Below are 15,351 nucleotides of genomic sequence, written 5' to 3' on the forward strand. Positions count from 1 at the left end.
TCTGCCGCTTCGGCCTGCACGGACGTGGCGGTCGGTTGATCGGCCGGGTTGGATGAGCGTCCCGCCGCCGCCATGAGCACCCTCCTTCTGGCACCTGGGTGAGTTCGGCACGGGTGAGGAGTGGCAACTGATCTTCAAGACCACTCTCGACAGGTACCCGGCGCTTGAAGTCCACCTGCTGGAGCATCATCCGTGGGACAACCCCGAGATCGTGGCGGCACCGATCCTGGCGGGCTCCTCGGCCTGTCTGAGCTGGCCACGGCAGGCCATCGCCCCGGAGGAGTCGAAGTAGCTCAGCCGCGTGCCTTCTCCATGACACCTGCCGTACGGCCGGTGTGCGGGTGCCTGGTGGCATCCTCTATGGCAGCCGTACCGGCGTGCCACGCTCCCACAGCTCTTCGGCATGGTCGACGAACCGGGACCACATACCACCTTCGCCCTGTCCGCGTAGGTGCATCAACGGGGAGTCGTGACCTGCCAATCGAGCCAAGTGCGGTGTGACCAGCGCGTCCTGATCGAATCGGAACACAGACAGGCTGACGTGGTTCATGGCGTCCGCTGGGGCAGAGAAGCGGGCCTCAAGCCCTTCTGTCGGCCCGAGGCGGCGCAGGTGCTCAAGGGTGATCCTCACCCGCGTGGAGACTGACAGGGCAACATCTTCGATGGCTTCCCGCTGGCGGGTCACATCACCGTCGGGGTCGCCCAACAGGAACCTCACCCGACAGCCTGTCTCGGCCTTCCGGCGCAGCGCCTCGACCAGATTTGGTTGTTCGAGCCAGAGAAAGTAGTTCGTGTATCCGGCGAAATACAGGTCGGCCTTGGCACTGCTGATCAGTTGGCCCCACGCGGTCGAGGGGCAAGCCGACCGGTAGGGGTAGCTGCGGACGATCTCCCGATCGGGGCCGGTCTTGAAGACGTCCCGAACTTCCTTCGGCCACAGCATAGTTGCTTCAACTCCCAACGCCTGTGCGGCGCCCTCTCGGTTCCGAGCGTGGAGATCAGGTGCGGCGACACGAGCTCCCATGCGTGCTGTGTCTGGATGGCGGACAGACCCGAGTCCCCGCCACCGTGCGGCCAGTGGCAGGGGCCCGGAAATACAGGACGGTCAGACGGTGCCGAAGTCGCCGGCCTTGACGCCTGCGACGAACGCGGCGAACACATCGGCAGGGAAGACCAGTCGCGGGCCGTCAGGGTCCTTTGAGTCTCGGACGGTACCAGGGTGCGCGTCGTCGACCTCGATGCACACGCCCCCGTCGTTGTTGCTGTGGCTGCTCTTGCGCCATCTCTCGTCAGTCTGCACGGCCGTATCCCTTCAGGGCAGTTCTGATCATCGCCTCGGAGTCGCGAGGGGACAGGGCCTGAGCCCTGAGTAGATCGTAGGAGTCTCGCCGGTCACCAACGTCGTTCGGGTCCGAGATCACGACACCGGTACGGGCGCCCTCATCGTAGGCCAGCTGCTGCCCGCCGGAGAGGGTGTAGATCACGAGGGTGCCGCCCATCTCCGGATGCGGGCCGGCCGCAAACGGCAGTATCTGCACGGTGATCCATGAACGACTGGCAGCAGTCTGAATGATCGAGTGAAGCTGGGCTGTCATCGTCTCTGTGCTGCCCATGGGCCTGCACAGCACTGCCTCATCCAGGATGAACCAACTGCGAGGACCAGTTGATGAGTTGAGTCGCTTCTGACGTCCCATGCGGGCCTGAAGCAGGGACTCGATTTCCTGCGGGCCGGCATGCGGACGACCTGTCCGTAGAGCCCAACGGGCGTAGTCCTCTGTTTGTAGCAATCCCGGCACGGTAGCCGCGGCATACTCCTCGATCCCGGAAGCCTTCGCCTCGATGTCGAGCACATCTCGGTATTTGCCAGCGAAGATCTCTTTCTTGGCCAGATCGTACAGACGTCCGAAGCGGCCGCCAGTGTTGAAGGCGGCATCCAGCTTCTGGGACAGGCCCTCCGGGACGGGGCTCTCGGCCTTCTCGATCCGAGCGAGATGACTCTTACTCCAATTGATGATCTCCGCGAGCTGACCGAGGGACATATTCCCAGCTCGGAGGCGATGCTCCCGCATCTCGGCTCCGTAGAGATCGCGCACTGACCGGTCAGGTTGGAGATCTTTTGGCCTGAACGTCATGATCGCTACCTGTCTCTCAATCAGCTGCGGTACGGCGGACCCCTGTTGAGAGTACTGGGGTCGGTCGATTCTTGTAGTGGGATCACCACAAGGAGTAATCATGACTGAAGTAGAGCGCGCAGACGAGACGCTGAGACGTCACCAGCGGGAAGCGGAAGACGCAGCGGAGAAGCTGGCAACGGCGTTTCAGGTCGCCGGCGTCAGCGAACTGCCCTCCCTGCGGCCGGCGTTCCATGCGACAGGTATTCGGCAGGGTCCACATGTCTACCTGGGCGGCTGCTCGGCTGCCGTCGCGCTGGAACTCGCGAACGCCCTGATGGTGTATGCGCGTTGTACGGGGAGGCTGGTCGACCGCGACTCCTCGTCCAGGCTGCGCGAGCTGCTGGTCCAGCTGGACGTGACCCCGGCGCTGCCCGGTGACGGAGCGATCGTCATCCGAGGGGACTGGACGTGAGTGTCGCGCTCGCTGTTCCGCCCCCGATCGGCTCGTGTGCCGTTGATCTCAAGGGCGGCCGTGTGCGATCGCTGATCGTCTCAAGGATCACGCGTGCTGCTCGGGCCGCATTCCGCTCGACACGGTCGTGTCCACTGGACTGGCCGAACTGCCCGTTGTGCGAAGGAAATTGAACTAATGATGAGCATCAGCACCCCCGACGACGTCCCGCCGACCGGCTCCTACGTCGTCGACCGCAAGTCGCTGCGCATCCTGGTCGTCATGGACAACCGCCATGGTGAGCTCTACCTCCGCCCACCCGGCGGCGGCATCGAGATCACCCGCAAACCGGACCAGATCCGCCCCGCCGACCGCGCCGAAACCCTGCGCGGCCGCGTGGCCAAGGCCAACCTCGACGCCGAACACGGCTGCGCCGGCTGACCGAGGCGCCCGACGAGCTGCGTCGGTGCAGGCCACAGGGAGTCGGGCTCGAGGTCGCGACGTGTTCACAAAAGGTTTACTTTCAGGTAGGTGTCCGCGCCTAGACTGCCCGCGAGCATAAGCCCATGACATTCAGGGGATTGCGGCTCGGCCGCATGGGGACAGGCGGTCGACCGCGGGTCGCGGCGACGCTGGCGGCAGCGGTGCTGGCCGCAGCGGGCTTGGTGGGCGGGAGCGGGGCGGGGACGGCGGTGGCTGCGTCGCACAACTTCCAGCCGCCGAAGATCAAGCACGTGTGGCTGATCATGCTGGAGAACAAGTCGTACGAGGCGGCGTTCACCGGTCTCAACCAGAACAGCTACCTGTGGAAGACGCTGCCGCAGTACGGCGAGTTGCTGCGGCAGTACTACGGCACCGGGCACTACAGCCTGGACAACTACATCAGTGCCGTCAGCGGACAGGCGCCCGCGCCCGCCACGCAGGGCGACTGCCCGCAGTACACGAACGTCTCGCCCGGTACACCGGCCGCCGACGGCCAGGTCCACGCGGCATCGGGCTGCGTCTACCCGGACTCGACGTACACCCTGTTCAACCAGCTCGACGACAAGAACGTCAGCTGGAAGGCGTACATGCAGGACATGGGCAACACGCCCGGCCGCGAGGACCCGTACAAGTGCGGCGTCCCCGGTGACCCGTCCGGCGGCGGCGTGGTGGACCCGGGCGGCGCGACCGCGCAGGACCAGTACGTGCCCAAGCACAACCCGACGGCCTGGTTCCACTCGCTGATCGACGACCCGCAGGAGTGCGCCCAGGTCGTCCCGTTGGACGGGCGCCCGGCGCAGCCCGGCCACGACGCGATGAGCGGGCTGGCCGAGGACCTGAAGAGCGAGTCCACCACCCCGGCGTTCTCCTGGATCACCCCCGACAACTGCTCGGACGCGCACGACTCCACCTGCAAGGGCGACAACGGCTCCGGTGACCCGAACAACCACCAGGGCGGCCTCTACGCCTCGGACCTGTTCCTGCAGAAGTGGATCCCGCAGATCATGGCCTCGCCCGCCTTCCAGGACGACGGCATGATCGACATCACCTTCGACGAGGCGTTCCCGCCCTACAAGCTGTACGGGAACTCCACCGCCGACTACACCGGCAACAGCGACCCCACCCTCAACACCCCGACCGACACCGCGCAGTCCGTGGTCGCCTGCTGCAACGAGCTGCCCGGCCCGAACACCAGCCAGCCCGGCGACCAGGCCTTCGGCCAGGACACCACTCCCGGCGGCGGCATCACCGGGTCGGTCCTGATCTCCCGTTACATCAAGCCCGGCACCATCAGCGACCAGCCGTACAACCACTACTCCTGGCTGCGCAGCATGGAGGACCTCTTCCACGTCACCAAGGGCGGCATCGACGGGCGGGGCCACCTCGGCTACGCCGGCACCCCGGGCCTTCGCCCGTTCGGCCCGGATGTCTACAACAACCCGGGCGGGCACGCGATGCAGCCCGCGCCGATGGGCAGCAACGGCGTCTACTCCGCCACCACCAAGCAGCCGCAGGACCAACCCGCCCTGCTGGCACCAGACTTCACCGGTGCCACCGCCGTCGACGACAGCCTCAAGCCCGGAGCCGGCAAGTGACCCACCGCTCCACCAGCCGAGGCCGCGCCCACCACGGGCGCGGCCTCGGCCGCCGTCGACACACCGCTGCCGGGGTCGTGCTGGCCGTGCTGCTCGCCACCGTGACCGCATGTTCGTCGGCCAAGCCGGCTCCGCAGGACCTGGGCAGGGTGCCCATCCCCTCCGCTCCGGCCGCGCCGATCGTGCCCACCGCCTCTGCGGGGCACGCCCAGCTGGTCGCGATGGGCGACGCCGTTCACCTGGACCTCGGTACGCAGCAGGGGCAGATCACCGCGACCGGCCCCGACCTCGCGCTGCCCGCGCCCGCCCCGGGGGCGGCCCCGGCAACCGAGTCCAAGGGCGTCATCACCGTGGTGCTCAAGGCTCAGGCCGGCAGTGACGTGCTCAGCGCGGACGCCCTGACCGTCACCGACGAGGTCGGCCACACCGTGCCGGTCACCGCTGACGTGGCGTCGGCGTCGGCCGGCCCTGGGCGCGACGCCGTGGTCCATCTTGCCGGGACTTTCGCCGCGGGCCACTCCACGCTGACCTGGAGCAATGCCGGAAAGCCGCTGGCCACCTGGGACTTCGAGGTCGAACTCGACTGACCCCACCGGCGGCTGCGCCTACGGGTGGCCGATGGGGCCGTCAGGGAGGAGGTCGGCGAGATAGCCGTCCATGTCGGGCTTCTCGGGCATCAGCATGTGCCGCACCCAGGCGGACCGCTCGTGCGCGAGCACGCCGAGCTCGTATATGCAGCCGACAACCGCCAGGTGGTCCAGCGAGACCAGGTTCGTCGGGTCCTCGTCCGGGCAGCCGAGGAAGGGGACGCCGCCGGCGGCGAACTTGCCCCAGATCACGTTGCCCCAGTACCAGCTGTAGACGTTGAGGTGGCTGCCCGCTCCACTGCGGAAGAGGACGGTGAACGCGGCCGGAGGGGTCTCGCCGTCCTCCGGGGAGAACAGGCCGGGAACCATCGCGTACGCGCGCTCTTCGATGACCGGGTCGATCGGGCCGGCGTTGCGGCTGAGGTGGTAGCGCTTGACTGGGCGGCCGCCGATGATGTCGGTGCCGGCGTGCCAGACGTGGGTTTCAGTGACTGCCATGACTTCACGGTAGGCCGGATCCACTGACATCTACTGTCAGTGGATGTCAGTGGATCCGGCAACAATGGGCGGCATGCGCGCGAGCCGACTCCTCCGGATCATCCTGCTCCTCCAGACCCGGGGCCGGATGACGGCCCAGAGCCTCGCCGACGAGCTGGAGGTCTCCGTCCGCACCATCTACCGGGACGTGGACTCCTTGCACCAGGCAGGCGTCCCCCTCTACGGCGACGCCGGTCCGGCCGGCGGCTACCAGCTCCTTGCCGGCTACCGGACCCGCCTCACCGGCCTGAACAACGACGAGGCCGAGGCCATGTTCCTCGCCGCGCTCCCCGGCCCCGCCGCCGAGCTGGGCCTCGGCTCCGTCATGGCGGCGGCCCAGCTCAAGCTCAAGGCCTCGCTGCCGCCGGAGCTGGCCGACCGGTCGGGACGCGTGCAGCAGCGGTTCCTGCTGGATGCGCCGGGCTGGTACGACGACGGGGATCAGAGCCCGTGTCTGCCGCTCGTCGCCGACGCGGTCTGGAACCAGCAGCGCATCCAGGTGCGGTACCAGCGGTGGAAGGCCCCGACGGAAGTGACGCGGATCCTGGACCCGTACGGCATCGTCCTGAAGGGCGGACGCTGGTACGCGGTCGCCAAGAGCGGCAACCGCGTCAACACCTACCGCGTCAACCAGATCCTGGACCTCCAGGCCCTGGGCGAGACGTTCGACCGGCCCGACGACTTCGACCTGCCGGCGTTCTGGCGCGTGCAGGTGGTGGAGTTCCGGGGGCGGCTCGTGCAGGGCGAGGCCCTGATCCGGCTGTCCGCCGAAGGACGCCGGCGCGCGTCCGACCTCTACTCCTCGGACGTCGTCAACGCGGTCGACGCCACCGCCGAGGACGATGCCGAGCAGCCGGGGTGGGTCCGGGCGACGGTGCCGATCGAGAGCCTGGCGCACGCCGAGACCGAGTTCCTGAAGCTCGGCGCGGACGTCGAGGTGCTTCAGCCGGAGGAGCTCAGGAAACAGATCACGGACACCGCCGCGGCGCTCGCGGCGATGTACGTGCGGCGCGATGAATCAGGCGTCTGACGACGTACCCGTATCAGCTGTTCACGACCGCGACGCCCGCCGCGCTGGCTGGCAGCACCGACGGGGTGTTGATGACCTTCGCGCCGCCGGCGCCGAAATACACAGCCTGCAGGCGGTTGTTCGTCGCGTCGCGGACGTAGAGGACGTCGCCGCGGCCGAGGGCCTCGTCGGTCGGGTGGCCGCCGACGGTGGCGGCTATCGGGGCGGTCAGGGTCAGGGCGCCGTTGCGGACGTGGTAGGTGGAGATGGTGCCGGTCGCGGCGTTGGCCACGTAGGCGGTGCCGGTGGTGTGCGAGACCACCAGCCAGCAGGCCGCGCCGCCGCCGTCCGGCAGGTAGGCGAGCTGGTGGGCCGTGCCGGAGGCGACGGAGTACGTGGTGACCGCGCTGGCCGCGGCGTCGGAGACCACGGCGTCGCCGTGGTTGTCGAAGTCGAAGCCGAACGGCACCGCGGCTGCCGAGGCGGTGCGGGATGCGGCGGAGGCCAGGCCGTGGTGGTCCACGGTGAAGGTGTCGAGGGAGTTGCTGCCCTTCTCGGTGACGACCAGTCGGCTGCCGTCGGGGGAGAAGGCGACCTCGGCCGCCCCGGCCGCACCCGTCGACAGGGCGCGGGTCGAGCCGGCCAGCGGGGTCAGGATGCCGTGGTGCAGGCGGAAGCCGGCGATCGTGCCGTTGCCGGAGTTGAGGACGTAGACCAGGTCGCCGTGGACGGTCACGCTCACCGGGTGGGTGCCGCCGGAGGCGACGGTGGAGACCGCGGTCAGGGCGCCGTCCTCGGCGACCCGCAGCGCGGTGATGGAGTTCGAACCCGCGTTGACGGTGAGCAGGATCCGGCCGTGGTCGGCCGGCGTGAGCGCGCCCTGCGAGCCGAGGCCGGCGCCCGAGCCGAGGTCTCCGGTCGGGTAGGAGCCGGCCGGGGTCAGCACGCCGTGGAGGTCGTGGAAGGCGAGAACGGTGTTGCCGGCCGCCGCGTTTGACAGCGTGTAGACGGTGGCCGCGCGCTCGGTCGAGGCGGAGGTCGAGGCGGAGGCGACGCCGGGCGCGGCGGCGACGGCCAGGGCGCCGCCGAGCACGGCGGTGGCGGCCAGGGCGGCGCGGGTACGCAGGTTCTTCGCAGTGGTCTTCACGCCAAGCTCCTTGGGAGGAAGGGGATTTCGTTGAGGACCACACTGCTGCCTGCCGAGCCGCTGCGGCAGCCCGGAAGCGTCATCGACAGATCTCCGTAAGCAGTGGGAAAGAGCTCTGTAATGATTGGGCTCAGTACAGGAAGGAGTCGAAGTACTCGTTCCACAGGCTGCCGGACGTCCCGAAGGGCACCGGGTCCAGCGGGTCGACCGTCGCGCGGACGGCGGCGGCGCAGGCGGCGGTGTCGTATTCGCCGCGGAAGGGCTCCGGGATCTCCCGTTGGATGGTCAGCAGCACCATCGCCAGTGACGAGACGTCGGTGTTGACCAGCTCGTACTCGTCCTCGGCGCCGGGGGCGGCGAACACCTCGCCGGTCGCGCGGTCCACGTAGAGTCCGGCATCGCGCAGCACCGTGTAGCCGATCAGCAGCAGGCTGCGGCCCTGCCACTCCAGGACGGTCGGTTCGTCCTCGGGCTCGACCGCCCCGCGTTCGAAGGCTTCGGGGTCGTCGACGAGGGGCGAGACCATGACGAACAGCCCCTCGTAGTGGGGCAGGCCCACGCGGGAGAGGAAGCCGGCGCCGGCCTCCTGCGACAGCACCGGGGCCAGGCGCTGCGCTGAGGCCGTCAGGAGTTGACGTTCCGTCATGACGTCGAGCATGGTCGCGCGGTCGAGGTCGATGAGCATGGTGCCCGGCTTCTTGGGGCCGCGCGGTGGGATGGGCGTCGGTGGCATCGGGTCACTATCGCAGCAGGAGCCTTCGGAGCGGAAAACGCCTTACCCGCCCGGGCGGTGCTGGCCGTGCTGGCCGTGCTGGCCGTGCTGCGCGAACGCTTTCAGCAGCTGCCCGGTCGCCGCCTGGACGATCCGGCGCACGTCGGCCGGCACGCCCGGGCAGTCGTCGGTGCGCAGTGCGCAGATCCAGTTCTCGGTGCCCGCGTCGAAGACGGTCGCGCCGCTCGCCGCGGTGTAGGAGGTCGTGTTCGCCGTGGTCGGCGGGCCGAACGCGCAGGCGACGTCGGCGTGTCCGAGCACGGTGACCTGCGGCGCGCGTCCGGACGTCGTGTCGAGGTGGTCGGACTCCGGACCGACCAGACCGGTCAGCTGCTGCCCCGCCGTGACGCCGGTGCCGGCCCACGGCAGGCTGCCCGGGTTCTCGACCAGCAGTGGCGCGTTGGTGTGCGCGTCGCAGGCGTAGGCCTGGCCGGTCAGCGAGCTCTGCGGGTCCGCGTCCGGCGGGCTCGGCCAGTCGCCGGTGACCCGGCTGTTGTCCTTGCCGTAGAGCGGATCCTCCTGCGGCACCTTGTAGTTGACCTCCACCCGGTCAGGCCCGCTCGCCGCCGACTCGAACCGGATCCTGCGGTAGACGGCGTTCGCGCCGAGGAACGCGAGGTTGCTGCCGGCGTCCCGGGCGTGCGTGACGGTGGCGCGCATCGCCGGGGACCAGTACTCGTCGTGCCCCTCGCTCAGCACCGCCGCCGCGCCGTCCAGCGCGTGCGGGTCGAGGTCGAGGTCCACGCTCGTCCGGTACGCGAGCGGCAGGCCCTGGCGCTCGGCGAAGGCGACCAGTGGCTGCTCCAGCCGGAAGAAGTCCGCCGCGCCGTCCTCGTCCTGGTACGGCCTGTCGAAGCTCACCGCCCGCGCGCGCGTCGCGAACGCGCCGTCCGGCCCGACGTACAGGTTCCGCCCTCCCCATGTGTTGTACGCCTGGTACGAGGTCACCGGCTGGACCAGCACCACCCGCCCGGCCACCGACGGTGATTCGACCGTCAGCGGCACCCAGCGCTTGCCACCCGAGGCGGCATCGAGCCGGAGCAGGTACGACCCCGGCGGCCAGCCGTCGGTCGGGACGGTGACGCTCGGCTGCCACGGTGCGACCGTCATCCCGCGCGCGTCGGTGGTGGGCGCGGGCTGCGAGCGGCCGGGCGTCTGCGGGGAGGACCAGACGAGGCGGGCGGGCAGGCCCCCGGCGTACGCGCCGAAGCGGTAGGCGCGGACCTGGAAGGCGCTTGCCGTGGTGGAGACCATCAGCCGTACGGGCACGCCGGGCAGGACTCCGGCACGGTCGGCGTAGCCCTGGATCGCGTCGGTCGGCCCGGGGTCGGCGATCGCCCAGTCGGGCGCGCCGGCCTCGGGAGTGGGGGTCGCGGTGGGGGCGGGGGCGCCGGTGCAGCCGGCGACGAGGGACGCGGCGACGAGTGGGAGGATGATCCGCCAGGGGACTGGCACGTCCCGACCGTACTGCGGGGCCGTGCCGATCGGGCACCAAGACACGGAGACGGCATGACCAGGGTCCAACTCGAAGAACTGCGCGCAGTGATCCACCCGCCGGGCAAGCTCGACAGCCGGGCGGAACACTGGGCCGGACGCCTCTATATGCGCTCCATCTCGCTACGGGTGACCCGACTGATGCTCGGCACCCGCTGGTCGCCGAACCAGATCACCGGCGTCATGGTGGTCGCCGGCGTGCTCTCCGGAGCCGCGCTGCTGATCCCCGGGCTGCTCGGCGCCGTGCTCTGCGTGCTGTTCATGCAGCTCTACCTGCTGCTCGACTGCGTGGACGGCGAAGTCGCCCGCTGGCGCAAGCAGTTCAGCCCGCTCGGCGTCTACCTCGACCGGCTCGGCGCGTACCTCGCGGATGCCGCCGTGATGGTCGGCATGGGATTCCGGGCCGCCTCGCTCGGCCTCAGCCCCTACCTGGTGGCCGGGATGGCGGCAGCCATCGGCGTGCTCATCCTGAAGGCATCCTCGGACCTGGTCCACGTGGCACGGGCGGACAGCGGGCTCGCGAAGGCCACCGACCAGTCGGTCGTGCCGCGCTCCTCCGGCCTGGCCAAGGTGCGCCGCCTGGCCTCCGCCGTCGGCCTGCACCGGCTGGTCAACGGCATCGAGTGCACGCTGGTGCTGCTCGTCGCGGCGGTGGCCGACGCCGCTACCGGCCACCTGACGGCGACCAGGGCCGTGGTCGCCGGCGTCACGGTGATCGTCTGGATCCTGGTGCCGGCGCACATCGTCTCGATCGTCTCCTCGTCGCGCCTGAAGAAGTAACCGCAGCGGTGGCGGCGGGCTCTTGGAGCTTCCTACAAGCCTATGCGCTATCCGCTTGGTGATCTTTGGGTGGATCTTCAACGTTCACGCGTGAACTGGCTTTCGATCCGGGTATCGGCAAGTATTGACGGTTGGGTGCGGGGCGCCCGAGTGCGCTCGGCCGGCCGGCCCTAACCGCACCCGAGGTGTACCCTCCCGCAGCCAGAGAGCCTTCTTCATGCGCTTCTTGAACCCTCAGACCGGCACGATCGACGACCGTTACACGGGACCGTACGACCTGACGTACGACGACGTCTTCATGGTCCCCAGCCGCTCCGCCGTGGGCTCCCGGCAGGGCGTCGACCTCTCCTCGCAGGACGGGACCGGGACCACCATCCCGCTGGTGGTCGCCAACATGACCGCCATCGCGGGCCGCCGGATGGCCGAGACGGTCGCCCGTCGCGGCGGCCTGGTGGCCATCCCGCAGGACATCCCGACCGAGGTCATCGCCGACGTGATCGGCTGGGTGAAGCAGCGCCACCTGGTCTTCGACACCCCCGTCACGCTGGCCCCCGGCGCCACCGTCGCCGACGCGCTCGCGCTGCTGCCCAAGCGGGCGCACGGCGCGCTGGTCGTGGTCGAGGACGGCCGGCCGGTCGGCGTCGTCGCCGAGTCCGACTGCCACGGCGTGGACCGCTTCACCAGCGTCGCCGAGGTGATGTCGCGCGACCTGCTGCTGCTGGACGAGGGCATCGACCCGCGCGCCGCCTTCGAGCGGCTCAACGAGGGGCACCGCAAGGTCGCTCCCGTGGTGGACGGCGAGGGCAAGCTGGTCGGCATCCTGACCCGCAAGGGCGCGCTGCGCGCCACCCTCTACACCCCGGCCGTGGACGCGGCGGGCAAGCTGCGGGTCGCCGCCACCGTCGGGATCAACGGCGACGTGGCCGGCAAGGCCAAGGCGCTGCTGGACGCCGGTGCGGACGTGCTGGTGGTGGACACCGCGCACGGCCACCAGGAGTCGATGATCAGCGCGCTGCGCGCGGTGCGCGGCCTGGACCCGCAGGTCCCGATCGTGGCCGGCAACGTGGTCTCCGCCGCCGGTGTGCGTGACCTGGTCGAGGCCGGCGCGGACATCCTCAAGGTCGGTGTCGGCCCCGGCGCCATGTGCACCACCCGGATGATGACCGGCGTCGGCCGCCCGCAGTTCTCCGCCGTGCTGGAGTGCGCCGCCGAGGCCCGCCGGCTGGGCAAGCACGTCTGGGCGGACGGCGGTGTGCGCCACCCGCGCGACGTCGCGATGGCGCTGGCCGCCGGCGCGTCCAATGTGATGATCGGTTCCTGGTTCGCCGGGACGTACGAGTCCCCGGGCGACCTGCAGACCGCTCCGGACGGGCGCCAGTACAAGGAGAGCTTCGGCATGGCCTCGGCGCGCGCGGTGCGCAACCGGACGGCCGAGGAGTCCGGCTACGACCGGGCCCGCAAGGCGCTCTTCGAGGAGGGCATCTCGACCTCGCGGATGTTCCTCGACCCGGCCCGCCCGGGCGTCGAGGACCTGATCGACTCGGTGATCGCGGGCGTGCGCAGCTCCTGCACCTACGCGGGCGCCAACAGCCTGGAGGAGTTCCACGAGAAGGCGATCGTGGGCGTCCAGAGCGCGGCCGGCTACGCCGAGGGCAAGCCGCTGCACTCCAGCTGGGCCTGATGCGGGACGAATGCCGGCCCCCGGGGTGTCCCGGGGGCCGGCATTCGTGTTTGGTCAGCCGGTGAAGCCGGCCCACATCTTGGAGAACTCGTACGGCGTCTGGGTGATGTTGGTGCACTTGAAGAGGGCGCCGGTGCAGGCGTTGCCATCCCGGGTGACCTCCCAGAACGCCAGCTCGCCCAGGTGGTTCTGCTGGGCGAAGGTGAGCAGCTGCTGGGCGTCGGCGAGGCCGAAGACCTCGTCCGCGTTGTCGTTCTGGCCGATCATCGGGGTGACCCCGACCATCGCCCAGGTCTGCGCGGTGGTCAGCGACGGCCAGTTCTGCGCGATCTGCGCGCGGGTGGACTGCGCCGCCTGGATCGCGTAACTACCCATCTGGCCGGACGGGTTGGGAGCCTCGGTGTCACCGAAGTCCATCGCCATCACATTGACCACGTCGACGTTGACGCCCGCCGCCTTGGCCGACTGCAGGACGTAGACGCCGTCGGCGGTCAGGCCGCTGGGCAGCACCGGGAGGGTCAGGCTGACCTTGAGGTCGCGGCCCTTGGCCCGCTGGGCGGCCTGCACGGCGGCGATCGCGGCCGAGCGGCGGTCGATCGAGGCGTGGTCGGAGACGGCCGAGCCCTCGATGTCGAAGTCGATCCGGTCCAGGCCGTAGGCGTCGACGACCTTCTGGTACTGCGCCGTCAGGCTCGGCACGTCCGTGCAGGACTGGGCCAGCTCGGTGCCGGCCTCGCCGCCGAAGGACGGCCGGACGTCGCCGCCGGCCGCGCGGACGGCGTCGAAGTCGGCCTTGTCCCAACCGGTGCCCGGGTCATAGGCGTTGAACCAGCTGGCGGTGCAGGCGCTGGTGCCGTTGACGATGAAGCCGAGCGAGAACTGCTTGAGCCCGGTGGTCGCGGCGATCTGCGCCAGGTTGGGCGTCGGGTACGCGCCGAGGTCGACGAAGGGTGCGGCCACCCCGGCGGCGGTGCCGCTGCCGGCCACACCCGTCACCGCGGCGGAGACCGCGGACTCGTTGCCGGCCGCGTCGAAGGCGCTGACGGTGAAGGTGTGGCTGCTGCCCGCGAGCAGTCCGGTGACCGTCGTCGAGGTGGCGGTGGTGGTGCTCGCGACCACCGTTGAGCCCTCGCGGACGTTGTAGCCGGCCACCCCGACGTTGTCGGTGGAGGCGTTCCAGGAGAGCGAGATACTGTCCGGACCGGCGCCGGAGACCTTCACCCCGACCGGGACCGACGGCGGGGTGGTGTCGACCGGGCCACCCGCACACGGGCCGTTGTTGATGGTGCAGTTGGCAGGCAGCACCTGGGCGCCGGTCCCGTTCGACACGTCCATCCCGACCACCGGGGCGCTGGCGCCGGGGGCGAGCGGCGAGGCCCAGCCTGGTGAGGAGACGGTGAAGTGGGTGCCGCTCTGGGTCAGCGTGCCGTTCCAGGCGCTGCTCACCGTCTCGCCGGCGGGCAGGTCGAAGGAGAGCGACCAGGAGGAGACGGGCGCCTTGGTGTAGTTGGTGATCGTGTAGTCGGCCTCGAACCCGCTGCTCCAGCTCTGCGGTTCGGTGAGGGTGGCCACCAGACCGGAGACGCCTGCGTCCGCCTGGGCGGTGGCGGGCAGTGCGAGCGGTAGGACGCCTCCGGCCAGCAGCGCGGTGGCTATGGTGGCGGTGACGGTGGGCAGGGTGACACGCCTCATGGGCGGGTCCTCCTCGGCGAAGGGCAGCGCTGGGGAACGCCGCCGGGACAATGTGGGGGAGTGCCGCGGCTCCCTTACAGTGGTACAGACCAATGGCATGCGTCAATACGGTCGGGGCGGCGGGATTCGGCGCGCGCCCGACGTGGTGAGGGTCCGTCAGCCGGCCTTGAGGCGGGGGTCAGGCCGTGATCGGGGTCAGTAGTGCCCGGCTGAGCACGCCGACCGAGTCGTCGAGCGCGGTGGTCAGCGCAAGCGAGGCGAGCGGGGCGCCGCGCAGTCCGCGCAGGGCCAGCACGGTGGCCCAGGCGGCGTCCCGGGCCCGGTCGATGCTCCAGACCCCGAGCACGTGCAGCAGCGGCTCGGCGGGTCGGGCGGACTGCGGCTCGGGCAGCAGCTCCTCGCGGACCTGGGCCTCCACCCGGGCGAGCAGGTCGTTGATCCGGTGGTAGTCCGCCTCGAACGAGAGCGGGTCGCGGTCGAGCTGCCGGGCGGCGTCCAGCACGGCGAGCGGGAGGTCGTGCTCGATGTGCGCGTTCATCCCGGCGAGGGCGAACTGCAGGGGGTGGATGCCCGGGTGGTGCCGCAGCTCGAAGAGCGGCCGCCAGCAGGCCGGCGGCCGCCGCCCGGACGCGTCGGCGTCGAAGGCCGCCAGGTAGCGGGCGGCGAACAGCGCGTCCAACTCGGCCATGGCGACCGGGTCGTCGAAGAACGCCTGCGCCAGCTGATCGCGGATCAGCTCGGTGACGGTGAGGTACATCCGGTTGAAGACCGCGACCCCGTCGGCCGTCGGCAGCCCCGCCCCGATCGCTTGAAGCCGATCAATCACCTGGTCGACGGTCGATACCTGGCTGATGGTCATGAGGTCGTCTCATCCTCTCGGCCGGGACAGGGAGCACCCACCCTGGCAGCCACCCGCCCCCGCCGGAAGCCGCCGCGCCACCCGTTCCGCCGACCAGGTCGTCATCCGGTCAGGGCAGGAGCCACTCCTGGGAGGTGTTGCCCGGGCTGC

At 70.1% G+C, this 15,351-nt stretch carries 17 protein-coding genes; 8 read left to right on the top strand and 9 right to left on the bottom strand.

Annotation, left to right across the window (positions count from 1 at the left end; all coding sequences use genetic code 11):
- Positions 1–130 precede the first annotated feature (130 nt).
- Complete coding sequence (gene cutA, locus P3T34_RS33500) at positions 131–292, top strand: divalent cation tolerance protein CutA (RefSeq protein ID WP_280672553.1); 162 nt, start codon at positions 131–133, stop codon at positions 290–292.
- Between the two features lie 66 nt (positions 293–358).
- Here the strand turns inward: cutA and P3T34_RS33505 are convergent, their stop codons facing one another.
- The 3 genes from P3T34_RS33505 to P3T34_RS33515 form a co-directional block, all read right to left on the bottom strand.
- On the bottom strand, positions 359–943 hold the full coding sequence (locus P3T34_RS33505; protein ID WP_280669799.1) for a DUF5919 domain-containing protein: 585 nt from the start codon (positions 941–943) through the stop codon (positions 359–361).
- A gap of 162 nt (positions 944–1,105) precedes the next feature.
- Positions 1,106–1,300: a DUF397 domain-containing protein gene (locus P3T34_RS33510; RefSeq protein WP_280669800.1), complete on the bottom strand. Its 195-nt coding sequence runs from the start codon at positions 1,298–1,300 to the stop codon at positions 1,106–1,108.
- The gene (locus P3T34_RS33515) at positions 1,290–2,132 is read right to left on the bottom strand and encodes a helix-turn-helix transcriptional regulator (protein WP_280669801.1); all 843 of its coding nucleotides are present in this window, start codon (positions 2,130–2,132) and stop codon (positions 1,290–1,292) included. Before P3T34_RS33515 ends, P3T34_RS33510 begins: the two co-directional genes overlap by 11 nt.
- 100 nt (positions 2,133–2,232) lie before the next feature.
- Here P3T34_RS33515 and P3T34_RS33520 point away from each other — a divergent pair, with 100 nt between their 5' ends.
- The 4 genes from P3T34_RS33520 to P3T34_RS33535 all read left to right on the top strand — a co-directional run bounded on the left by P3T34_RS33520 (position 2,233) and on the right by P3T34_RS33535 (position 5,230).
- Positions 2,233–2,586: a hypothetical protein gene (locus tag P3T34_RS33520; RefSeq protein ID WP_280669802.1), complete on the top strand. Its 354-nt coding sequence runs from the start codon at positions 2,233–2,235 to the stop codon at positions 2,584–2,586.
- Positions 2,587–2,766: 180 nt separating this feature from the next.
- Positions 2,767–3,006: a hypothetical protein gene (locus P3T34_RS33525; RefSeq protein ID WP_280669803.1), complete on the top strand. Its 240-nt coding sequence runs from the start codon at positions 2,767–2,769 to the stop codon at positions 3,004–3,006.
- A 125-nt stretch (positions 3,007–3,131) separates the two neighbouring features.
- The gene (locus P3T34_RS33530) at positions 3,132–4,643 is read left to right on the top strand and encodes an alkaline phosphatase family protein (RefSeq protein WP_280669804.1); all 1,512 of its coding nucleotides are present in this window, start codon (positions 3,132–3,134) and stop codon (positions 4,641–4,643) included.
- Positions 4,640–5,230, top strand: a complete 591-nt coding sequence (locus P3T34_RS33535) for a hypothetical protein (RefSeq protein WP_280669805.1) — start codon at positions 4,640–4,642, stop codon at positions 5,228–5,230. Before P3T34_RS33530 ends, P3T34_RS33535 begins: the two co-directional genes overlap by 4 nt.
- An 18-nt stretch (positions 5,231–5,248) precedes the next feature.
- Here P3T34_RS33535 and P3T34_RS33540 read toward each other — a convergent pair whose 3' ends face one another.
- Positions 5,249–5,728, bottom strand: a complete 480-nt coding sequence (locus tag P3T34_RS33540; RefSeq protein ID WP_280669806.1) for a hypothetical protein — start codon at positions 5,726–5,728, stop codon at positions 5,249–5,251.
- Between the two features lie 73 nt (positions 5,729–5,801).
- Here P3T34_RS33540 and P3T34_RS33545 point away from each other — a divergent pair, with 73 nt between their 5' ends.
- Complete coding sequence (locus tag P3T34_RS33545; protein WP_280669807.1) at positions 5,802–6,797, top strand: WYL domain-containing protein; 996 nt, start codon at positions 5,802–5,804, stop codon at positions 6,795–6,797.
- 13 nt (positions 6,798–6,810) lie between these two features.
- Here P3T34_RS33545 and P3T34_RS33550 read toward each other — a convergent pair whose 3' ends face one another.
- The 3 genes from P3T34_RS33550 to P3T34_RS33560 form a co-directional block, all read right to left on the bottom strand.
- Positions 6,811–7,923, bottom strand: a complete 1,113-nt coding sequence (locus P3T34_RS33550) for a beta-propeller fold lactonase family protein (protein WP_280669808.1) — start codon at positions 7,921–7,923, stop codon at positions 6,811–6,813.
- 130 nt (positions 7,924–8,053) lie between these two features.
- Positions 8,054–8,656 carry an SUKH-4 family immunity protein gene (locus P3T34_RS33555; RefSeq protein WP_280669809.1) on the bottom strand — a complete coding sequence of 201 codons (603 nt, stop codon included), beginning with the start codon at positions 8,654–8,656 and terminating at the stop codon, positions 8,054–8,056.
- 42 nt (positions 8,657–8,698) lie between these two features.
- Entirely contained in the window at positions 8,699–10,150 is a 1,452-nt protein-coding gene (locus P3T34_RS33560; RefSeq protein WP_280669810.1) for a N,N-dimethylformamidase beta subunit family domain-containing protein, read from the bottom strand.
- A 54-nt stretch (positions 10,151–10,204) separates the two neighbouring features.
- Here P3T34_RS33560 and P3T34_RS33565 point away from each other — a divergent pair, with 54 nt between their 5' ends.
- Both P3T34_RS33565 and P3T34_RS33570 read left to right on the top strand, forming a co-directional pair.
- Positions 10,205–10,969 (top strand): CDP-alcohol phosphatidyltransferase family protein, encoded by a 765-nt coding sequence (locus tag P3T34_RS33565; protein ID WP_280669811.1) that lies wholly within the window; start codon positions 10,205–10,207, stop codon positions 10,967–10,969.
- 217 nt (positions 10,970–11,186) lie between these two features.
- A complete protein-coding gene (locus P3T34_RS33570) occupies positions 11,187–12,650 on the top strand; it encodes a GuaB1 family IMP dehydrogenase-related protein (RefSeq protein ID WP_280669812.1) in 1,464 nt (487 codons plus the stop codon).
- Positions 12,651–12,704: 54 nt separating this feature from the next.
- Here the strand turns inward: P3T34_RS33570 and P3T34_RS33575 are convergent, their stop codons facing one another.
- A complete protein-coding gene (locus tag P3T34_RS33575; RefSeq protein WP_280669813.1) occupies positions 12,705–14,342 on the bottom strand; it encodes a cellulose binding domain-containing protein in 1,638 nt (545 codons plus the stop codon).
- Positions 14,343–14,520: 178 nt separating this feature from the next.
- Positions 14,521–15,201 carry a DUF5995 family protein gene (locus P3T34_RS33580; RefSeq protein WP_280669814.1) on the bottom strand — a complete coding sequence of 227 codons (681 nt, stop codon included), beginning with the start codon at positions 15,199–15,201 and terminating at the stop codon, positions 14,521–14,523.
- Between the last annotated feature and the right edge of the window lie 150 nt (positions 15,202–15,351).

The sequence above is a fragment of the Kitasatospora sp. MAP12-44 genome, from assembly GCF_029892095.1.
GTDB lineage: Bacteria > Actinomycetota > Actinomycetes > Streptomycetales > Streptomycetaceae > Kitasatospora.

Coding starts and splice junctions, on each gene's coding strand:
- P3T34_RS33545 (WP_280669807.1), top strand. CDS start 5,802: ATGCGCGCGAGCCGACTCCTCCGGATCATCCTGCTCCTCCAGACCCGG.
- P3T34_RS33505 (WP_280669799.1), bottom strand. CDS start 943: ATGCTGTGGCCGAAGGAAGTTCGGGACGTCTTCAAGACCGGCCCCGAT.
- P3T34_RS33580 (WP_280669814.1), bottom strand. CDS start 15,201: ATGACCATCAGCCAGGTATCGACCGTCGACCAGGTGATTGATCGGCTT.
- P3T34_RS33565 (WP_280669811.1), top strand. CDS start 10,205: ATGACCAGGGTCCAACTCGAAGAACTGCGCGCAGTGATCCACCCGCCG.
- P3T34_RS33570 (WP_280669812.1), top strand. CDS start 11,187: ATGCGCTTCTTGAACCCTCAGACCGGCACGATCGACGACCGTTACACG.
- P3T34_RS33575 (WP_280669813.1), bottom strand. CDS start 14,342: ATGAGGCGTGTCACCCTGCCCACCGTCACCGCCACCATAGCCACCGCG.
- P3T34_RS33515 (WP_280669801.1), bottom strand. CDS start 2,132: ATGACGTTCAGGCCAAAAGATCTCCAACCTGACCGGTCAGTGCGCGAT.
- P3T34_RS33540 (WP_280669806.1), bottom strand. CDS start 5,728: ATGGCAGTCACTGAAACCCACGTCTGGCACGCCGGCACCGACATCATC.
- P3T34_RS33520 (WP_280669802.1), top strand. CDS start 2,233: ATGACTGAAGTAGAGCGCGCAGACGAGACGCTGAGACGTCACCAGCGG.
- P3T34_RS33530 (WP_280669804.1), top strand. CDS start 3,132: ATGACATTCAGGGGATTGCGGCTCGGCCGCATGGGGACAGGCGGTCGA.
- P3T34_RS33525 (WP_280669803.1), top strand. CDS start 2,767: ATGAGCATCAGCACCCCCGACGACGTCCCGCCGACCGGCTCCTACGTC.
- P3T34_RS33555 (WP_280669809.1), bottom strand. CDS start 8,656: ATGCCACCGACGCCCATCCCACCGCGCGGCCCCAAGAAGCCGGGCACC.